The organism is Hyphomonas oceanitis SCH89, assembly GCF_000685295.1.
Lineage (GTDB): Bacteria > Pseudomonadota > Alphaproteobacteria > Caulobacterales > Hyphomonadaceae > Hyphomonas > Hyphomonas oceanitis.
On the sequence record NZ_ARYL01000012.1, the window covers coordinates 1 to 16025 of the forward strand.

The window sequence follows — 16025 nt, forward strand, 5'->3', positions numbered from 1 at the left end:
GCCGGCGTCGTCTCCGCAATCAAGAAATAAGTCCTGATCCTTTCAGGAACTGACATAAGAAAAGGCCGCCCGGATGGGCGGCCTTTTTTGCATTTGGATGAGGTTTTTCTGATGCAGGGATGGCCTAATTGCAGAGGTAGCGATTGGCGTTGTTGTTCATCGTGCAGTGGGCGTCGCGGTATTTCTCGCGTGTCTGCGCCCGTGCCTCACCCGAACTCATACCCCCGGTGGCCTGCGGTGCCGGGCCCTGCTCGATGGGGCGATAGGTCGAGGTCGACCTTGCCGCGTTGAAGCGGGCATTGGCGGACTTGATCATCTTCATGTCATTGGCCCAGGAATTGTCCTCGCCGGAGATGGCCATGCCGCGGCCGCGCAATTCCGCTCGCACGATTGAGGCGATCTGGCCGGATTGGAACCAGTGCTCCAGCACTTGCAGGTCATAATCATCGACAGCCGACATGCGGCCAGCGGCCGAGGCTGCGCGGACCGCCTGTTCGGCATAGACCGTGGAGCTGTAGACCGAGACGGCGGTGGCCACCGCACCATTATAGTCGCCAGCATTCAGCAGCGAGGCCATTTCGGCGCGGCGGGCTTCCTGCTTGGCATTCCACGCGGCCAGTTCATCAACATAGCGGCGCACGTCCTTGGCATAGTCGCAGATCTTTTCATTGCCGAGCTGGCAGGACTTTTCGTACGGCCCGACCGCGAAATCAAAGTCTTCGACAATCGCGTAGATCCGACCAAGGTTCGCGCAGGATTCCTTGACGTTCGCATCGCAGTTTATCTGTGTGAGTTTCAGCGCCTGGGTGGCATCGAAAGCCGGGGAGGATGGATCGGCATACATATGCTCTGCCGTGGCGCAAAAATAAGGGTCGACCTGCTCACACGCCTTTGCCGCGAGTGGCGCGCCGCGAACGAAATCGATGACGGTCGGGTATTTTCCTTTCAGGCCATCATAAAAGAATGACGCGCCCCAGCTGCACGCTTTCAGCGATTCGTTAGCGCAGCCCTTTTCAAAAGCCGTGAGCAGGCGGGGAATGTCCTTCTCGCCCTTCTCATCGGAACCAAGGATGGCATAGGTCGCGTTGCAGGCATCCTCATGCCCCATCGCGCAGGCTTTCTCGTAAAGGACTATGCCGCGGGCCGGATCAGCCGCGATTCCTTCAACACCATGGCGATACATTGTGCCGGTATAGAAGCAGCCATCAGGAACGCCGAGGTCGCAGGCCTTGATGAAAAGCTCGGCGGCTTTGGGCTTGCTCAGGGGCATGCTGTTGTCGCCGTTTGCATAGTCGGCAGCTGCGTAGAAGCAGGCTTCCGCGCCGCCTTTGGCACACGCGATTTCATTGGTCGAGACTGGATCTGCGCTGGCGCTTGGCGCGGCGAGGAGGGTGATAAGCGCGAGTCCGAGGGACGTCAGCGGTATGGTCTTCATCTTTCATATCCTTTGGTGTTTGGCCGGATCCCCACCCAGCCCGCAGGTCTGCAGGCATTCTCGTAGCGCGTAGCGGGATGGGGCTCATGGCCCGTAGGGGGGATAAACCCTACTTTTCTGCCTGTGACTGAAACGGGCGCTTGTGATGGGAGCGACGCAATCTAGACTAGAGGCTCGTCCAGACTTTTCTTTGCCCGAGAGCCCATGTCCCTGAACAAGCGCTATTTCGACATGCTGGGAGCCGCTTATGACGTGCCAAACGAGACGGCGCGGTTTGAAGGCTTTCTCGATGCCGCAATGGCCTACTTCTTTGATGGGGCCGAAGATGGCTTTTTGGCGGGCGATGTGCCGCGTCACGAGGGCGATGATGATACGCTTGATACGCATGGCCAGAGGGTTGGCGCGCTGGTGGATGCGGCCTCGCGGCGGGACGCTTCCAATGCGGATCGGTTCCACGCGATACTGGATGTTTCGGCCCGCAATGGGCTGGTTTCAGGCAATGCTGCGGCCGCGCAGCTGACAGGGCGGACCTTTCCGTGTCCGTTCGACGAGTTGCCGCTGGACCCGGGCGCGCTGAGTGAAATCCGCCGGGCCCTCAGGGCGACAACGGCGCAGGCGCAGGATCGGATCATCCTCGCGAATATCGAGACCGGCCCCTCAAGGGCCTGCCTCGCGCTGATCCAGCGGCCGAAGGATAGCGCCGATCTGCTGCATGTTTCGCTGTCCTATATCGACTGGTCGCCGGCCTTGATGACGCGGCTGGGCGAGGCGTTTGGGCTGACCTCCAGCGAGACGGAAATCCTTGAGGGCTATCTCGGCAATCTCAGCCAGAAGGAAATCGCGCGCGAGCGTGACCGGGCGCTGGATACGATCAAGGGGCAGTCGAAGAGCATCCTGAGGAAGACTGGCTGCGCGCGGATGTCGGATGTCGTGCAGCTTTCCGCCAGCATTGCCTATCTGATGCGGCAATTGCCGGAGCAGGCCAATCCGCCGAGCGCCGAGACCTGGGTGACGCCGAAATGCGGCCTTTCCATGCTGGCGCGGCCGGGCGGGCGGGAGCTGGCCTGGTACAAGGCGGGGGCGGGTGAAAAGCCCGTTCTGTTCATTCATGGCTATCTTCAGGGGCCGTTCTTTACCGCAGAGATGCTGGCGGGACTGGCCGGGGCGAATGTCCATTTCATTGCGCCGTCGCGGCCGGGTTTTGGCTATACGAGCCAGAGCCGTTCGCGGGCGGATTTCGACAAGACGGTCGTGGAAGATGCGGTGGCGCTGGTTGATCATCTTGGCCTGTCGAAGATCAGCCTTTGTATTCATCAGGGCGGCTCTTCGCATGGCTTCCGAATCGCAAGGGCACTGGGTGATCGGCTGGGGGATATGCTGGTGCTGGGCGGTGGAATTCCGATCGATGAGGACAGGCACCTGGCCCATATGGACCGGCAGACGCGGTTTGCGGCGATGGCCACGCGGCATGCGCCTTCGGTGATGAAGATGGTGATGTCGGTGGGCCTGCCGGTCTATCGGCGGCGGGGGACGAAGGCCTTCCTGAAGGCGCAATATGTGCGCTCGCCGGGAGACCTCGCCACGCTGGAGGTTCCGGCGCTGATGAAGGTTCAGGCCGAGGGGCTTTATCATGCGGTGGAGCAGGGGGCCGAGGCCTGGCTGCGCGATGGCGGGGCGGCGATGGCCGACTGGAGCGATGATCTTGAGGCCGTGACGGCCAAGCAGACCTGGCTTCAGGCGGAAGACTGCACGATCATTTCAGCGACTGATGTGGCCGAGCATATGGGGCCCCGCGCCAACGTGGATTTCCAGATTCTGCCGGGCCATGGCTCGAATATTCTTCACACTGCGACGGACACGATCTGCGCGCATCTGGCGAAGCTCGCCTGAGCCTGCGCCAGCGACCGGCACGCATGGCTGCGCCCGGCAAAAAGCGTGGAAAGCGGGGCGGATTCAGCCCGAGCTTTCCCATGTTTCAAGGCGCGCATTGATCATGCCGGGCAGGGCCGTGGCGACGAGGCCAAGCTCTGCGCGCAGGCGATAGGCGCCGCTGGCCGGCATGCAGACGGGGCGGGCCTCGCCCTTGCGGCGGATGCGTTCGAGGCTGCGCGCGAGGCGTTTGGCATAAGCCTCCGGCGCCGAGAGCAGGCCGTGCAGGGCGATGATGCAGGCGAAAATGGGCGCGGCAGGCACCGGGCCGGATGCCCGAACAGTCTCCGGAAAATGCCCGGAGCCTTCGGTCAGCGTCATGTCCATGGCCCGGCCCGCGAGATTGATGCGGCAGGCGGGCACGGAGGGGAAGGATTGCGTCACGTCCTCCACGCCTTGCGCAAGGGGCGTGGGCCCCGTGGCGGCGCGGGGCCGCACGGGCGCGAGCGTAAGGCCGAGCGCGATCAGCCAGAGCAGCCGCCGCACGATGGTCTCCAGGATTTTGAGCTTGGCCCGCGCCCGCTGCGCCGTGCCCCGCCGCAACGTGACCGGCGCGCGCACCATGTCGGTCAGGTTGCGCACATTGAACAGCACATAGCGCGCCTGCTCGAGGCCATGGGCAATGAAGGCGTCAGAGACTTGCATGAAGGCAAGTATGGCACGGGTGGGTTTAGGGTTGGATTGGGAGGGGGAGAGAGTTCGCTGCAGGTAACGCACTACTTAACCAGCGGCGTAGGTCAGGTGAACTACTTAAGGTCAATCGTAAGGTCATCGGATGGCGTATCGGCGAGCGATCCGTTAGGCAAACCTAAGAGAAGCTCAGCAATGCTAGGACTAAATCCAAGGCGACAGAGCAGTTCATCGCGTCGCATACGATTTTCGGCAAATACTAGTTCCGCAACTCGTCGAAGCAAAAGTGGTTCTTCCAACGGTAATCCATCTGGACCATCGAAGGGCTCCTTAGTACGCCAATTCTTGGCCGAAATTTGTTTGTAAAGATTCACACACTGGTCTTCGTCGAAGATGCCCAAGCTCTTGCAACGATATACCATCGCTTGGATCGAAACCTTCCACCGAAGTTTCAAATCCAAAAAGCTAGATAGCCGAGGAGAAAGAACCTCGGCTGGGAAGGAGCGCCGAGGAAGTAAGAATGCACCGGCGAAGTAGTCGGCCTCCTTCTCTATTTCTTTCAAGCGCGTCTTGTCGTCAATTTCATCCTGAGTAACCCAGCGATGAAGAACCAGATGCGCCAACTCATGGCATGCGTCGAAGCGTGCGCGTGCAGAACTTTCTTTGTCTGAAGCCAAGAATATAAAAGGCCGATCTCCGCTCCAGAATGAAAACGCGCTTACATTCTCACCTTTCAATATGAGCCTTCCTACCGTGACCCCATGAGTTTCGACGAGCCGAACGACATTAGAAATCGGGCCCAAGCCAAGTCCCAGATGTTCACGCGTCTTGCCAGCCAATTCTTCGATTTCGTCCCATGTATAACGGTTAGGATCGTCGTGCTCGCCGGATGGCTCAAAACTGGGGAGAGTGACCTCTGGAAGGTTTACGAAATCTGTTAGCGCAAATGTGACTTGAGAAAACCATTCTGCATACTGATCACTGGCGGCGTTCCGCCGTTTCGTATCAGGGCCATGCTTACGGAAAAAATTCGCCGTTCGCTTTCCGAATTTCGGAGCGCTAGGCGTTGCAAAATATGCCATCGGCTGTTTCAAAGCGTCAGCAATCATTCTGAGCGTTTCTGGGTCGGGATTCCTTTCGCCGCTCTCGAAGTACGAGATAGACTGCCGCTTCACGCCAACGAGCCGTGAGAGGTCGGTCTGGCTCAGCTTCTCTACTATTCGGGCTTCTGTGATTCGCTCAGGAATCAGATGCCGCCCGGAAGCTGTTTCTCGAGCGGCACTTGGAAATGGTAATATCTTCGAATTACGGTTCATGCGCTACCACTACTGATCTTTTCTCCAGCGATCGATGTCTTCTTTAAGCAACTCGATCGCGTCGAAATCGCCATCCGGTCCTTCGGGAGGTGGACCGGCTTCGGAACTAGCATGGGGAAGGTTAAAGAGATTCTCAGTTCTGTAACTAAAGTCGTAATTACAGTCAGCGCGGGGAATCGCCAAGTGCGCAAATCCATCATTCCAATAACCATGCAGCAGCAGGATATGGGGCAATCCCGTGATTTCATGATCCTCGTCTTGCATATCGACCCAGTCGAGTTGGCAATTTAGTCTTTTCGCCTGCTCGCGAAAAACCACAGTCCGAGGCTGCTTGGTCGGAGTACTGGTGAGACTAATGGTTACAACCGAATGACTTGGTCGGATTGCAAGAAACTTTCCTGTGGGTCGGTCGAAGTCTTCCCAGCTATAATCGAAGGGCAACGCTCCGTTCTCGATAGCCTGTTCAAAGCCCCGGTCCACACTCCACGACATCATACGACCCAAATTCTGCCTTGCACTGGTCGTCTGGAATATCGGCTCGTCTGATACGATGCGCCGGACTGCCTTGTAGGCGGTACTGAGTACGGTTGGCACGACCTGCTGCAAGGACACGGGGACCTGGTCGAATAGAAAATTACGAGGATGGACGTAGCGCATTCACAACTCCGATTCGGATGCCAACCGTTATATGCAACTAAATCCGATTTTTATGTAATTTTGTCAACTGGTGTAATTAGGGCCTCTGCGCATCACAGAATGTGCGCGCCCCCTTCGCACTTGGGATAAGGGATGGCAGGGCGGCATAGTGGATTGAGGATTCTCGCGACGGGGTTGGGTGGCCCCTCACCCCAACCCCTTGCTCGGGCAATCGCAGTGCGATTGCTTTTCCTCGCAAGCCCGAGAGGAGAGGGGCTTTTAAGGGGTTTGCGGCTGGGGTAGGGGTAGAGGCTTGATGCGTCCCGGCCCCTGTGCGGATTTGGTCTGCAGATTCCCTGTTTCGGCTGTTGACCTGTGCGATTCCTTCCCATAGAAGCACCAATTCGCCGGGAAGGCCGCGCTTAATTAGCGAACGCTCCCTCGAAACTGACAATTTAACCCTACCCAACCCGGGCGCTCGATGCTGACGAGCCATCGCCCTGGGCTTAAGTGTTTTGTGTGGACGGACGAACGATGGAACGACAAAATATCCGGATCAGGCTCAAAGCCTTCGATCACCGTGCGCTCGACATGTCGGCGAAAGAGATCGTGAATACTGCCAAGCGTACCGGTGCTGAAGTGAAGGGTCCAATCCCGCTTCCAACCCGTATCGAGCGTTTCACCGTGAACCGTTCGCCGCACGTCGACAAAAAATCCCGTGAGCAATTCGAGATTCGCACCCACAAGCGCATCCTCGACATTGTTGACCCGACCCCACAGACCGTTGACGCGCTGATGAAGCTCGACCTGTCTTCCGGCGTTGGTATTGAAATCAAGCTTGAGGGAGCACGCTAATGGCTCTTCCAGCCCCCCGTTCCGGCGTGCTGGCCCGCAAACTGGGCATGACACGCATTTTTGACGAAGATGGCCGCCACATCCCGGTGACCGTCCTGTCGCTTGATGGTTGTCAGGTCGTTGGCCTGCGCACCGAAGAAGAGCGCGCCGTCACCACCAAGAAGGGTGGCGAAGTCACCCGCACCGACGGCTACAAGGCTGTCATCCTCGGCACTGGCGAAAAGAAAGCCAAGCGCACGAACAAGGCTCTGCGCGGCCAGTTCGCGAAAGCCGGCGTTGCGCCCAAGTCGAAACTCCGCGAATTCCGCGTTTCGGGCGACCTGCCTGAAATCGGCGCCGAAGTTCAGGCTGACCACTATGTGCCAGGCCAGAAGGTTGACGTTTCCAGCTACGCGATCGGTAAAGGTTTTGCCGGCGCGATGAAGCGCTGGAACTTCGGCGGCCTTCGCGCCACGCACGGTGTGTCGCTCTCGCACCGTTCGCACGGTTCGACGGGTATGAACCAGGATCCGGGCCGCGTGTTCAAGAACAAGAAAATGGCCGGCCACCTCGGTACCGACCGTATCACCACACAGAACCTGACGGTTGTGCGCACAGACGTTGAGCGCGGCCTGATCCTCGTGAAGGGCGCCGTGTCCGGTCATGACGGTTCGTTCGTGGAAATCCGCGATGCCGTGAAGAAAGCCCTGCATGCCGACGCGCCTGCAGCCGGTTCCTTCAAGTCGGCAAACGCTCCTGCCCAGACAGAGGGTGCTGAATAATGGAACTCGCAGTCAAAACCCTTGCCGGTAAAGCGGCTGGCAACATCACGCTTGATGATGCCATCTTCGGCATTGCCGAAATCCGCAAGGACCTGCTTCACCGCACGGTCCGCTGGCAGCTGGCCAAGCGCCAGGCTGGCACGCACAAGACCCAGACGCGGTCTGAAGTGTCGGTCACGACCAAGAAGTCGATCCGCCAAAAAGGTTCGGGCGGCGCTCGCCACGGTTCGCGCAACGCACCTATCTTTGTCGGCGGCGGTGTGGCCCACGGCCCGCGCGTTCGCAGCCACGCCCACGATCTTCCCAAGAAGGTCCGCAAGCTGGCGCTCGCACATGCCCTGTCGTCGAAAGTTGTCGCTGACTCGATCCTGGTGATCGACGCTGCAACGCTGACCGCGCCGAAGACCAAGGAACTGGCAGCTCACTTCGCCAGCCTCGGCATCGAGAACGCGCTGATCATTTCCGGCATCACGGTTGACGAAAACTTCGCCAAGGCCGCTCGCAACATCCCGAACGTGGATGTGCTGCCTGTCGCCGGCCTCAACGTGTATGACATCCTGCGCCGCAAGACGCTCGTCATCACGAAGGAAGCCGCTGAAGGCATTCAGGCGCGCTTCGACGGCACGCTGGCCCAACCCGCAATCGCAGCAGAGGCTGAATAGTCATGGCTGATCCGAAGCAACATCACTACGACATCATTCGCAAGCCGATCATCACCGAGAAATCGACGCTGGTCGCTGAAGAGAACAAGATCGTTTTCGAAGTCGCGCTCACCGCTGACAAGAAGTCGATCAAAGAGGCCATCGAGTCCCTCTTCAAGGTTGATGTCACGGCCGTGAACACTGTGCTCCAAAAGGGCAAAACGAAGCGTTTCAAAGGTCACCTTGGTCGTCGTAACGACATCAAGAAAGCCTATGTCACGCTCGCTGAAGGCCAATCTGTCGACATTTCGACGGGCCTGTAGGGGAAGGACGTAGACCATGGCACTTAAGACATTCAATCCAACGTCCCCAGGCCGTCGCCAGCTCGTGCTGGTCGACCGTTCGGACCTGCACAAGGGCAAGCCCGTCAAGGCGCTGACCGAAGGCCTGTCCAAAAAGGGCGGACGTAACAACCGTGGCCGTATCACGGCACGCCGCATCGGTGGTGGCGCCAAGAAGCTGTACCGTATGGTCGACTTCAAGCGTAACCGCTGGGACATGCCGGCTGTTGTCGAACGTCTGGAGTATGACCCGAACCGCACGGCCTTCATTGCGCTGATCAAGTACGAAGACGGCATGCTGTCCTACATCATCGCGCCACAGCGCCTTGAAGTTGGTGACACGGTCGTCACGTCGACAACGGCTGATATCAAGCCGGGCAACACGCTGCCGCTGAAGAACATTCCTGTCGGTACGATCATCCACAATATCGAGCTGAAGCCCCAGAAGGGCGCCCAGATGGTGCGTTCGGCTGGTACGTATGCCCAGCTCGTTGGCCGTGACGGTGGTTATGCCCAGATCAAGCTGACGTCCGGCGAGCTTCGCATGGTGCTCGACACCTGCCTCGCAACGATCGGCGCCGTGTCCAACCCGGACAATATGAACCAGGTCCTGTCGAAGGCCGGTCGCAAGCGTCACATGGGCAAGCGCCCATCTGTTCGCGGCGTGGTCATGAACCCGGTCGACCACCCACACGGTGGTGGTGAAGGCAAGTCGTCCGGCGGTCGTCACCCAGTGACGCCATGGGGCAAGAAAACCCGCGGTCCGAAGACCCGTTCAAACAAAGCGACGGATCGTCTGATCATCCGCCGCCGTAACGCGAAACGCTAGAGGAGCCGCGAGACATGTCACGTTCTGTCTGGAAAGGCCCATTTGTTGACGGCTATCTGCTGAAGAAAGCCGAAGAGGCTCGCGCCTCCGAGAAGCGGACGGTCATCAAGACCTGGTCGCGTCGTTCGACAATCCTGCCCAATTTTATCGGCCTGAACTTCCAGGTCCATAACGGCAACAAATTCATCCCGGTCACGGTCTCGGAAGAGATGGTCGGCCACAAGTTTGGCGAGTTTGCTCCAACCCGTACGTTCTACGGCCACGGTGCAGACAAGAAAGCGAAGCGGAAGTAGTCATGGGTAAGACCAAGAATCCTCCGAAGCAGGCTTCCAACGAGTCGCGCGCTGTCCTGCGCATGTACCGTTCGAGCCCACAGAAGCTGAACCTGCTGGCCCAGCAGATCCGCGGCCTTCCGGTCGAGCGGGCACTGGCTGAGCTGCAGTTCTCGCCGAAGCGTCCTGCCAAGGACGTTCGCAAGCTTCTGCAGAGCGCGATCGCCAACGCAGAAAACAATCACGGTCTCGACATTGACAGCCTTGTCGTTGCCGAAGCCCACGTGGGCAAGAACCTCGTGATGAAACGTATTCGGGCCCGCGCCCGCGGCCGTGCCGCTCGCGTCCTGAAGCCGTTCGCGCAGGTTACCATTGTCCTTCGTGACACAAGCATGGAAGCGGAGGCCGCCTGATGGGTCAGAAAGTCAATCCAATTGGTTTTCGTCTGGGTATCAACCGGACGGCAGACAGCCGCTGGTATGCAGACAGCGCCGACTTCGGTCGCCTGCTGCATGAGGACCTTGCCATCCGCAAGGCCATCCGCGCGAAACTGAAGCAAGCCGGCATCTCGAAGATCATCATCGAGCGCCCGCACAAGAAATGCCTCATCACGATCCACACGGCCCGTCCGGGCCTGGTGATCGGCAAGAAGGGTGGCGACATCGAAGTGCTCCGCAAAGAGCTCGGCAAGATGACGACGGACGAAGTTCGCGTGAACCTCGTTGAAATCCGCAAGCCGGAAATCGACGCCACGCTGATCGCTGACGACATTGCACGCCAACTCGAGCGCCGGGCTTCTTTCCGCCGCACGATGAAGCGCTCGATCCAGTCCGCCATGCGTCTTGGCGCTGAAGGTATCCGTATCATGGTTGCAGGCCGTCTTGGCGGTGCTGAAATCGCGCGGACCGAGCAGTATGCAGAAGGCTCCGTGCCGCTGCACACGCTGCGCGCCGACATCGACTACGGCACAGCGGAAGCTGCGACCACCTACGGCATCATCGGCATCAAGGTCTGGGTCTACAAAGGCGAGATCATGGAGCACGATCCGATGGCGCAGGACAAGCGCCTCGAGTCTTCGGGCCAATCGCGCGCTCGTGCCAATGCTAACCAACGCGGACCGGCTACCGGTGCGCAAGCCTCCGGAGCGTAAGAGATGCGTCAGCCGAAGCGAACCAAATTCAGGAAGGCCTTCAAGGGCCGGATCAACGGCACGGCGAAAGGCGGCTTCACGCTGGCTTTCGGCGAGTTCGGCCTCAAGGCTCTCGAGCCTGAGCGTGTTACGGCACGCCAGATCGAAGCCACCCGCCGGGCTGTGACGCGTTACATGAAGCGTCAGGGCAAAGTGTGGATCCGCGTATTCCCGGATGTGCCTGTATCGGCAAAGCCGATCGAAGTGCGGATGGGTAAAGGTAAGGGTTCGGTCGACCGTTGGGTCGCCCGCGTCTCGCCCGGTCGCATCATGTTCGAGATCGACGGTGTGCCGGAAGATATCGCCCGCGAAGCCCTGCGCCTTGGCGCAGCCAAGCTTCCGATCAAGACGAAAGTCGTCAAGCGGATTGAGGGGATCTGATCATGAAAGCCTCTGATGTAAGAACCAAAAGCGCCGACCAGCTCAAAGACGAGCTGATCAAGCTGAAAAAAGAACAGTTCAACCTGCGCTTCCAGGCGGCCACCGGCCAGCTTGAGAAGACGGCCCGCGCCAAGGAGATCCGTCGCGACATTGCTCGCGTCAAGACGATCCTTCGCGAAAAGGCCGTGGCAGGTCAGGCCTAGGAGAGAGAACATGCCTAAACGTATTATGGAAGGTGTCGTTGTCTCGACGAAGCAGGACAAGACAGCCATCGTTCGCGTCGAACGGACCTTCACCCACCCGGTGATGAAAAAGATCGTTCGTCGTTCGAAAAAGTATCACGCCCACGACGAAGCCAATGTGGCTGTCGAGGGACAGATTGTAACCATCCAGGAATGCCCACCGCATTCCAAGCTGAAGCGTTGGGAACTGGTTTCCGGCGAAGGGAGTGACGCATGATCCAGATGCAATCAAATCTCCGCGTCGCCGATAACTCCGGCGCTCGCCGGGTCCAGTGCATCAAGGTGCTGGGTGGTGCTGGTCGCCGGTACGCTTCTGTGGGCGACGTTATCGTCGTCTCCATCAAGGAAGCGATCCCGACCGGCCGCGTGAAGAAGGGTGATGTCCGCAAGGCCGTCGTCGTTCGCGTCGCGAAAGACATCAATCGTGCAGACGGTTCGACCATCCGGTTCGACTCCAATGCTGCCGTGCTCATCAACAACAATGGTGAGCCAATCGGAACCCGCGTTTTTGGTCCGGTCCCGCGTGAACTTCGCGGCAAGAACCAGGTCAAGATCGCCAACATGGCGCCGGAGGTTTTGTAGTCATGGCTGCGAAGATCAAAAAAGGCGACACGGTGCTGATCATTGCTGGTCGCAACAAGGGCTCGAAAGGTGAAGTGCTTAAAGTACTCGTCGACGAGAACCGTGTTGTGGTTCGCGGCGTCAACGTCGTGAAGCGCCATCAGAAGCCAACACAGATGGATCCGGGCGGCATCAAGAATTTTGAAGCGCCGATCCACGTGTCCAATGTTGCACACGTTGACCCACGCGACGGCAAGCCCGTTCGCGTCGGCTTCAAGACAGACGAGCATGGCCGCAAAACGCGGTTTGCCAAGCGTTCAGGGGAATCCATCGATGTCTAAGGCATACGAACCCCGTCTCAAGACGAAGTACCGCGATGAGATCCGGGGCAAACTGCAAGAGCAGTTCAGCTACACGAACCCAATGCAGGTTCCGAAACTCGACAAGGTCGTGATCAACATGGGCGTAGGCGAAGCCGTCTCCGACTCCAAGAAGATCAAAGCCGCTCTTGCCGAGCTGGAACTGATCGCGGGCCAAAAGCCTGTGGCCACCAAGGCCCGCAAGTCCATCGCCGGCTTCAAGCTGCGCGAAGGCATGCTGATCGGCTGCAAGGTCACGCTCCGTCGTGATCGCATGTTCGAGTTTCTTGACCGCCTGACCAACATTGCGCTTCCGCGCGTGAAGGACTTCCGCGGCCTGAATGGCAAGAGCTTCGATGGCATGGGCAACTATGCCATGGGCCTCAAAGAACACATCGTTTTCCCGGAGATCGCTTACGATCAGGTGGAAGAGATTCGCGGTATGGACATCATCGTCTGCACCACCGCCTCAACCAACGAAGAAGCCAAGGCACTCCTCGCCGAGTGTGGCTTCCCGTTCCGGAACTAGCGCCAGGAGATCTGCTGATATGGCAAAGAAGAGCGCAATCGAGAAGAACAAGCGGCGCCAGAAGCTCGTTGACCGTTATGCGGCCAAACGTGCTGAACTGAAGGCAATCGCGATGGACGAGAACCTGACCCTTGAGGAGCGCTTCAAGGCGCGTCTCAAGCTGGCGGAACTTCCACGCAACTCGGCGCCGAACCGTGTTCGTAATCGCTGTGAAGTAACCGGGCGTCCGCGCGGCTACTATCGCAAACTTAAAATGTCGCGGATCGCGCTGCGGGACCTTGGTTCCACTGGCATGATCCCCGGTCTCGTGAAATCCAGCTGGTAAGGAGGGAGAGCTAAATGAACCTTTCAGATCCCCTCGGTGATATGCTGACACGCATCCGGAACGCCCAGATGCGCGGCATGTCTAAAGTTGTCACCCCGGCGTCGAAAGTCCGCGCCCGTGTCCTCGATGTCCTCGCTGATGAGGGTTACATCCGTGGCTACGCGGAAGTGGAAAAAGACGGCCACAAAAATCTTGAAATCGAGCTTAAGTATTACGAAGGCCAACCGGTCATCTCGGAGATCAAACGTATCTCCAAGCCGGGTCGCCGCGTGTACTCTTCGGTCTCTGACATTCCGCTCGTGCGCAATGGCCTTGGCATTTCAATCCTGTCGACTTCGCAGGGTGTTATGTCGGACAATGCTGCCCGGACGAAAAATGTCGGTGGCGAAGTGCTCTGTCGGGTATTCTAGGAGAGCGCTGATGTCACGTATTGGAAAACTCGCAATCCCGGTCCCGAATGGCACGACGGTTTCCGTCGAAGGCCAGACGATCAAGGCCAAGGGCCCCAAAGGCGAAATGACGTTCACGGTCGCGGAAGTGATCACACCGAAGTTCGAAAACGGTGAACTGTCCGTCATGCCACGCGCCGACCTGGTGAAGGCTGCCGAAGATCGCATCGCGCAAGAGAAAGCACGCGGACGCCGCCTGCCGACTTTCGCCGAAGCGCTCGACTCGACCGCTCGTACCCAGTGGGGCACGGCTCGCGCTCGCGCCGCCAACATGGTGCAAGGCGTGTCGGAAGGCTACACCAAGTCACTTGAACTCGTCGGCGTGGGTTACCGCGCGCAGATGCAGGGCAATGACCTGAAACTGGCCCTCGGCTTCTCGCATGATGTCGTTTACAAGGCTCCTCAAGGTATCACGCTGGCTTCATCGAAGCCGACAGAAGTTGTGATCACGGGCGCGGACAAGCAGTCGGTTGGCCAGGTTGCCGCCGAAATCCGCAAGTACCGTCCGCCAGAGCCGTATAAAGGCAAGGGTATTCGCTACGTCGGCGAATATGTGCGCCGCAAGGAAGGCAAGAAGAAGTAAGCCGATGAAAAGTCCACGCGAAAAAATGCAGCGCCGCGCACAGCGGGTCCGCACCAAACTCCGGAAGGTCGCCGAAGGGCGCCCGCGTCTGTCGGTTGCTCGCAGCCACAAGAACATTTCGGCCCAGATCATCGACGACGAGAAGGGCATCACGCTCGCCTCGGCGTCGACCCTGGAAAAGGATGTGCTGGGCAAGGCTAAGACCGGTGCAGATTCTGCTGCTGCCGCCCTGGTTGGCAAGACGCTCGCTGAGCGCGCCAAGAAGGCCGGTGTCGAGGACGTCGTGTTTGATCGCGGCGGCTACATGTTCCACGGCCGGGTGAAAGCCCTGGCAGACGCCGCCCGTGAGGGCGGTCTCAAATTCTAAGGAGAGGCCCTATGGCTGAAGAAAGAGGAAGAGGCCGTCGTCGCGATCGTGAGGAAGAAGTTTCCGAGATCGTCGACAAGCTCGTCGGCATCAACCGCGTTGCGAAAACGGTGAAGGGCGGCAAGAACTTCGGTTTCGCTGCACTCGTCGTCGTCGGTGACCAGAAGGGCCGCGCAGGCTTCGGCAAGGGCAAAGCCCGCGAAGTGCCTGAGGCGATCCGCAAGGCAACCGAAGAAGCAAAGCGCAACATGGTTCGCGTGCCACTTCGCGAAGGCCGCACACTGCACCATGATGGCAAGGGCCGTCACGGCGCTGGTAAAGTTGTGCTCCGCGCAGCGCCTCCCGGTACTGGCGTTATCGCCGGTGGTCCGATGCGCGCCGTGATGGAAGTGCTCGGCGTGCAGGACGTTGTCGGCAAGTCGATCGGTTCGTCGAACCCTTACAACATGGTTCGCGCCACGTTCGACGCTCTGAAAGAGCAGGCGAGCCCGCGTACCGTCGCTTCCAAGCGTGGCCTGAAGGTTCAGGACGTTGTCGGTCGTCGTACCGATGGCGCTTCCGAAGCCGGCATGGCTGACATCGTAAGCTAGAAGGACAGGCGACATGGCGAAGAAAATGCTCACCGTCCGTCAGAAGGGCAGCCCGATCGGCCGCGATCCCAGCCAGCGCAAGACGCTGATTGGCCTCGGTCTCAACAAGGTTGGCCGGACGAAGGAACTCGAAGACACTGCGCCGGTTCGCGGCATGATCCGCAAAGTGGCTCACTTGGTAGAGGTGGTTGGCGAGTAGCGCAGGTTTGCGCAGTCGGCCCTCTCACAGAATAAATATCGGAAGATAAAGCGATGAAACTCAACGATTTGTCCCCAGCAGAGGGCGCCACCAAGAACCGCATGCGCGTTGGTCGCGGCGTGGGTTCGGGCAAAGGCAAGACAGCCGGTCGCGGCGTCAAGGGTCAGAAGGCCCGTTCCGGCGTTGCCGTGAACGGCTTCGAAGGCGGCCAGATGCCAATCTACATGCGTCTTCCAAAACGCGGCTTCACGGCCCGCAACTCGAAGTCGCACGCCTGGATCAACCTCAGCCGTCTGGCCAAGGCCATTGAAGAAGGCAAACTCGACGCCAAAAACGTGACAGAGGAAACCCTCGTCGCGGCTGGCGTGGTCAACAAGCTGGGCGACGGTGTTCGCCTGCTGGCCAAGGGTGATGCCCCCAAGAACGTGACCATTACGGTGACCGGCGCCTCGAAAGCTGCGATTGAAGCAATCGAGAAAGCTGGCGGATCCGTCACGGTGACCGGGCCCAAGAAAGACACAGCTGAAGTTTAATCAGCGGTTTTTTCCTTATACCCCTTCACAAATACTGTTTCGCCGCCGATTTTGGCGGCGAACGCTTTTTCAG

Annotated in this window: 26 protein-coding genes; 22 read left to right on the forward strand and 4 right to left on the reverse strand. The window is 59.0% G+C overall.

Annotation, left to right across the window (positions count from 1 at the left end; all coding sequences use genetic code 11):
* Positions 1-124: 124 nt before the first annotated feature.
* Positions 125-1435 (reverse strand): tetratricopeptide repeat protein, encoded by a 1311-nt coding sequence (locus HOC_RS09065; protein WP_035537768.1) that lies wholly within the window; start codon positions 1433-1435, stop codon positions 125-127.
* Positions 1436-1639: 204 nt separating this feature from the next.
* Here HOC_RS09065 and HOC_RS09070 point away from each other — a divergent pair, with 204 nt between their 5' ends.
* On the forward strand, positions 1640-3325 hold the full coding sequence (locus HOC_RS09070) for a bifunctional helix-turn-helix transcriptional regulator/alpha/beta hydrolase (protein ID WP_035537769.1): 1686 nt from the start codon (positions 1640-1642) through the stop codon (positions 3323-3325).
* Between the two features lie 63 nt (positions 3326-3388).
* On the opposite strand, the gene HOC_RS09075 is transcribed toward HOC_RS09070, so the two are convergent.
* The 3 genes from HOC_RS09075 to HOC_RS09085 form a co-directional block, all read right to left on the reverse strand.
* Entirely contained in the window at positions 3389-4009 is a 621-nt protein-coding gene (locus HOC_RS09075) for a hypothetical protein (protein WP_035537779.1), read from the reverse strand.
* Positions 4010-4110: 101 nt separating this feature from the next.
* Entirely contained in the window at positions 4111-5310 is a 1200-nt protein-coding gene (locus HOC_RS09080) for a helix-turn-helix domain-containing protein (protein ID WP_035537781.1), read from the reverse strand.
* Positions 5311-5319: 9 nt separating this feature from the next.
* Positions 5320-5967 carry a hypothetical protein gene (locus tag HOC_RS09085; RefSeq protein WP_035537784.1) on the reverse strand — a complete coding sequence of 216 codons (648 nt, stop codon included), beginning with the start codon at positions 5965-5967 and terminating at the stop codon, positions 5320-5322.
* A 513-nt stretch (positions 5968-6480) separates the two neighbouring features.
* On the opposite strand from HOC_RS09085, the gene rpsJ reads away from it, so the two are divergent.
* Genes rpsJ through rplO form a run of 21 tightly spaced genes read left to right on the forward strand, consistent with a single transcriptional unit; the run spans position 6481 to position 15952 of the window.
* Positions 6481-6801, forward strand: coding sequence for a 30S ribosomal protein S10 (gene rpsJ, locus HOC_RS09090; RefSeq protein WP_034738419.1), 321 nt, complete (start codon positions 6481-6483; stop codon positions 6799-6801).
* On the forward strand, positions 6801-7562 hold the full coding sequence (gene rplC, locus HOC_RS09095) for a 50S ribosomal protein L3 (protein WP_035537785.1): 762 nt from the start codon (positions 6801-6803) through the stop codon (positions 7560-7562). Before rpsJ ends, rplC begins: the two co-directional genes overlap by 1 nt.
* Positions 7562-8224, forward strand: coding sequence for a 50S ribosomal protein L4 (gene rplD, locus HOC_RS09100; protein WP_035537789.1), 663 nt, complete (start codon positions 7562-7564; stop codon positions 8222-8224). The genes rplC and rplD overlap by 1 nt, the downstream gene beginning before the upstream one ends.
* A gap of 2 nt (positions 8225-8226) precedes the next feature.
* Positions 8227-8526 (forward strand): 50S ribosomal protein L23, encoded by a 300-nt coding sequence (locus tag HOC_RS09105; protein WP_035537792.1) that lies wholly within the window; start codon positions 8227-8229, stop codon positions 8524-8526.
* A gap of 16 nt (positions 8527-8542) precedes the next feature.
* Complete coding sequence (gene rplB / locus HOC_RS09110) at positions 8543-9373, forward strand: 50S ribosomal protein L2 (protein WP_035537794.1); 831 nt, start codon at positions 8543-8545, stop codon at positions 9371-9373.
* Positions 9374-9387: 14 nt separating this feature from the next.
* The gene (gene rpsS, locus HOC_RS09115; protein WP_034738424.1) at positions 9388-9666 is read left to right on the forward strand and encodes a 30S ribosomal protein S19; all 279 of its coding nucleotides are present in this window, start codon (positions 9388-9390) and stop codon (positions 9664-9666) included.
* A gap of 2 nt (positions 9667-9668) precedes the next feature.
* Entirely contained in the window at positions 9669-10058 is a 390-nt protein-coding gene (gene rplV / locus HOC_RS09120; protein ID WP_034738426.1) for a 50S ribosomal protein L22, read from the forward strand.
* Entirely contained in the window at positions 10058-10795 is a 738-nt protein-coding gene (rpsC, locus tag HOC_RS09125) for a 30S ribosomal protein S3 (protein WP_035537796.1), read from the forward strand. Before rplV ends, rpsC begins: the two co-directional genes overlap by 1 nt.
* A 3-nt stretch (positions 10796-10798) precedes the next feature.
* Positions 10799-11215, forward strand: coding sequence for a 50S ribosomal protein L16 (gene rplP, locus HOC_RS09130; protein ID WP_035537798.1), 417 nt, complete (start codon positions 10799-10801; stop codon positions 11213-11215).
* Positions 11216-11217: 2 nt separating this feature from the next.
* Complete coding sequence (rpmC, locus tag HOC_RS09135; protein WP_034738429.1) at positions 11218-11418, forward strand: 50S ribosomal protein L29; 201 nt, start codon at positions 11218-11220, stop codon at positions 11416-11418.
* A 10-nt stretch (positions 11419-11428) separates the two neighbouring features.
* Positions 11429-11674 (forward strand): 30S ribosomal protein S17, encoded by a 246-nt coding sequence (rpsQ, locus tag HOC_RS09140; protein ID WP_035537799.1) that lies wholly within the window; start codon positions 11429-11431, stop codon positions 11672-11674.
* On the forward strand, positions 11671-12039 hold the full coding sequence (gene rplN, locus HOC_RS09145) for a 50S ribosomal protein L14 (protein WP_034738431.1): 369 nt from the start codon (positions 11671-11673) through the stop codon (positions 12037-12039). The genes rpsQ and rplN overlap by 4 nt, the downstream gene beginning before the upstream one ends.
* A gap of 2 nt (positions 12040-12041) precedes the next feature.
* Positions 12042-12359, forward strand: coding sequence for a 50S ribosomal protein L24 (rplX, locus tag HOC_RS09150; RefSeq protein ID WP_035537805.1), 318 nt, complete (start codon positions 12042-12044; stop codon positions 12357-12359).
* Positions 12352-12906, forward strand: a complete 555-nt coding sequence (gene rplE / locus HOC_RS09155) for a 50S ribosomal protein L5 (protein ID WP_034738433.1) — start codon at positions 12352-12354, stop codon at positions 12904-12906. The genes rplX and rplE overlap by 8 nt, the downstream gene beginning before the upstream one ends.
* A 19-nt stretch (positions 12907-12925) precedes the next feature.
* A complete protein-coding gene (rpsN, locus tag HOC_RS09160; RefSeq protein WP_035537806.1) occupies positions 12926-13231 on the forward strand; it encodes a 30S ribosomal protein S14 in 306 nt (101 codons plus the stop codon).
* A gap of 14 nt (positions 13232-13245) precedes the next feature.
* Positions 13246-13641: a 30S ribosomal protein S8 gene (rpsH, locus tag HOC_RS09165; RefSeq protein ID WP_034738435.1), complete on the forward strand. Its 396-nt coding sequence runs from the start codon at positions 13246-13248 to the stop codon at positions 13639-13641.
* A gap of 10 nt (positions 13642-13651) precedes the next feature.
* Complete coding sequence (rplF, locus tag HOC_RS09170; RefSeq protein WP_035537807.1) at positions 13652-14263, forward strand: 50S ribosomal protein L6; 612 nt, start codon at positions 13652-13654, stop codon at positions 14261-14263.
* Positions 14264-14267: 4 nt separating this feature from the next.
* Positions 14268-14630 carry a 50S ribosomal protein L18 gene (rplR, locus tag HOC_RS09175; RefSeq protein ID WP_034738437.1) on the forward strand — a complete coding sequence of 121 codons (363 nt, stop codon included), beginning with the start codon at positions 14268-14270 and terminating at the stop codon, positions 14628-14630.
* Positions 14631-14641: 11 nt separating this feature from the next.
* Positions 14642-15220 (forward strand): 30S ribosomal protein S5, encoded by a 579-nt coding sequence (rpsE, locus tag HOC_RS09180; RefSeq protein ID WP_034738438.1) that lies wholly within the window; start codon positions 14642-14644, stop codon positions 15218-15220.
* 13 nt (positions 15221-15233) lie between these two features.
* Positions 15234-15419: a 50S ribosomal protein L30 gene (gene rpmD, locus HOC_RS09185; protein WP_034738439.1), complete on the forward strand. Its 186-nt coding sequence runs from the start codon at positions 15234-15236 to the stop codon at positions 15417-15419.
* A 53-nt stretch (positions 15420-15472) separates the two neighbouring features.
* Positions 15473-15952: a 50S ribosomal protein L15 gene (gene rplO, locus HOC_RS09190; protein WP_035537809.1), complete on the forward strand. Its 480-nt coding sequence runs from the start codon at positions 15473-15475 to the stop codon at positions 15950-15952.
* The last annotated feature ends 73 nt before the right edge of the window (positions 15953-16025 follow it).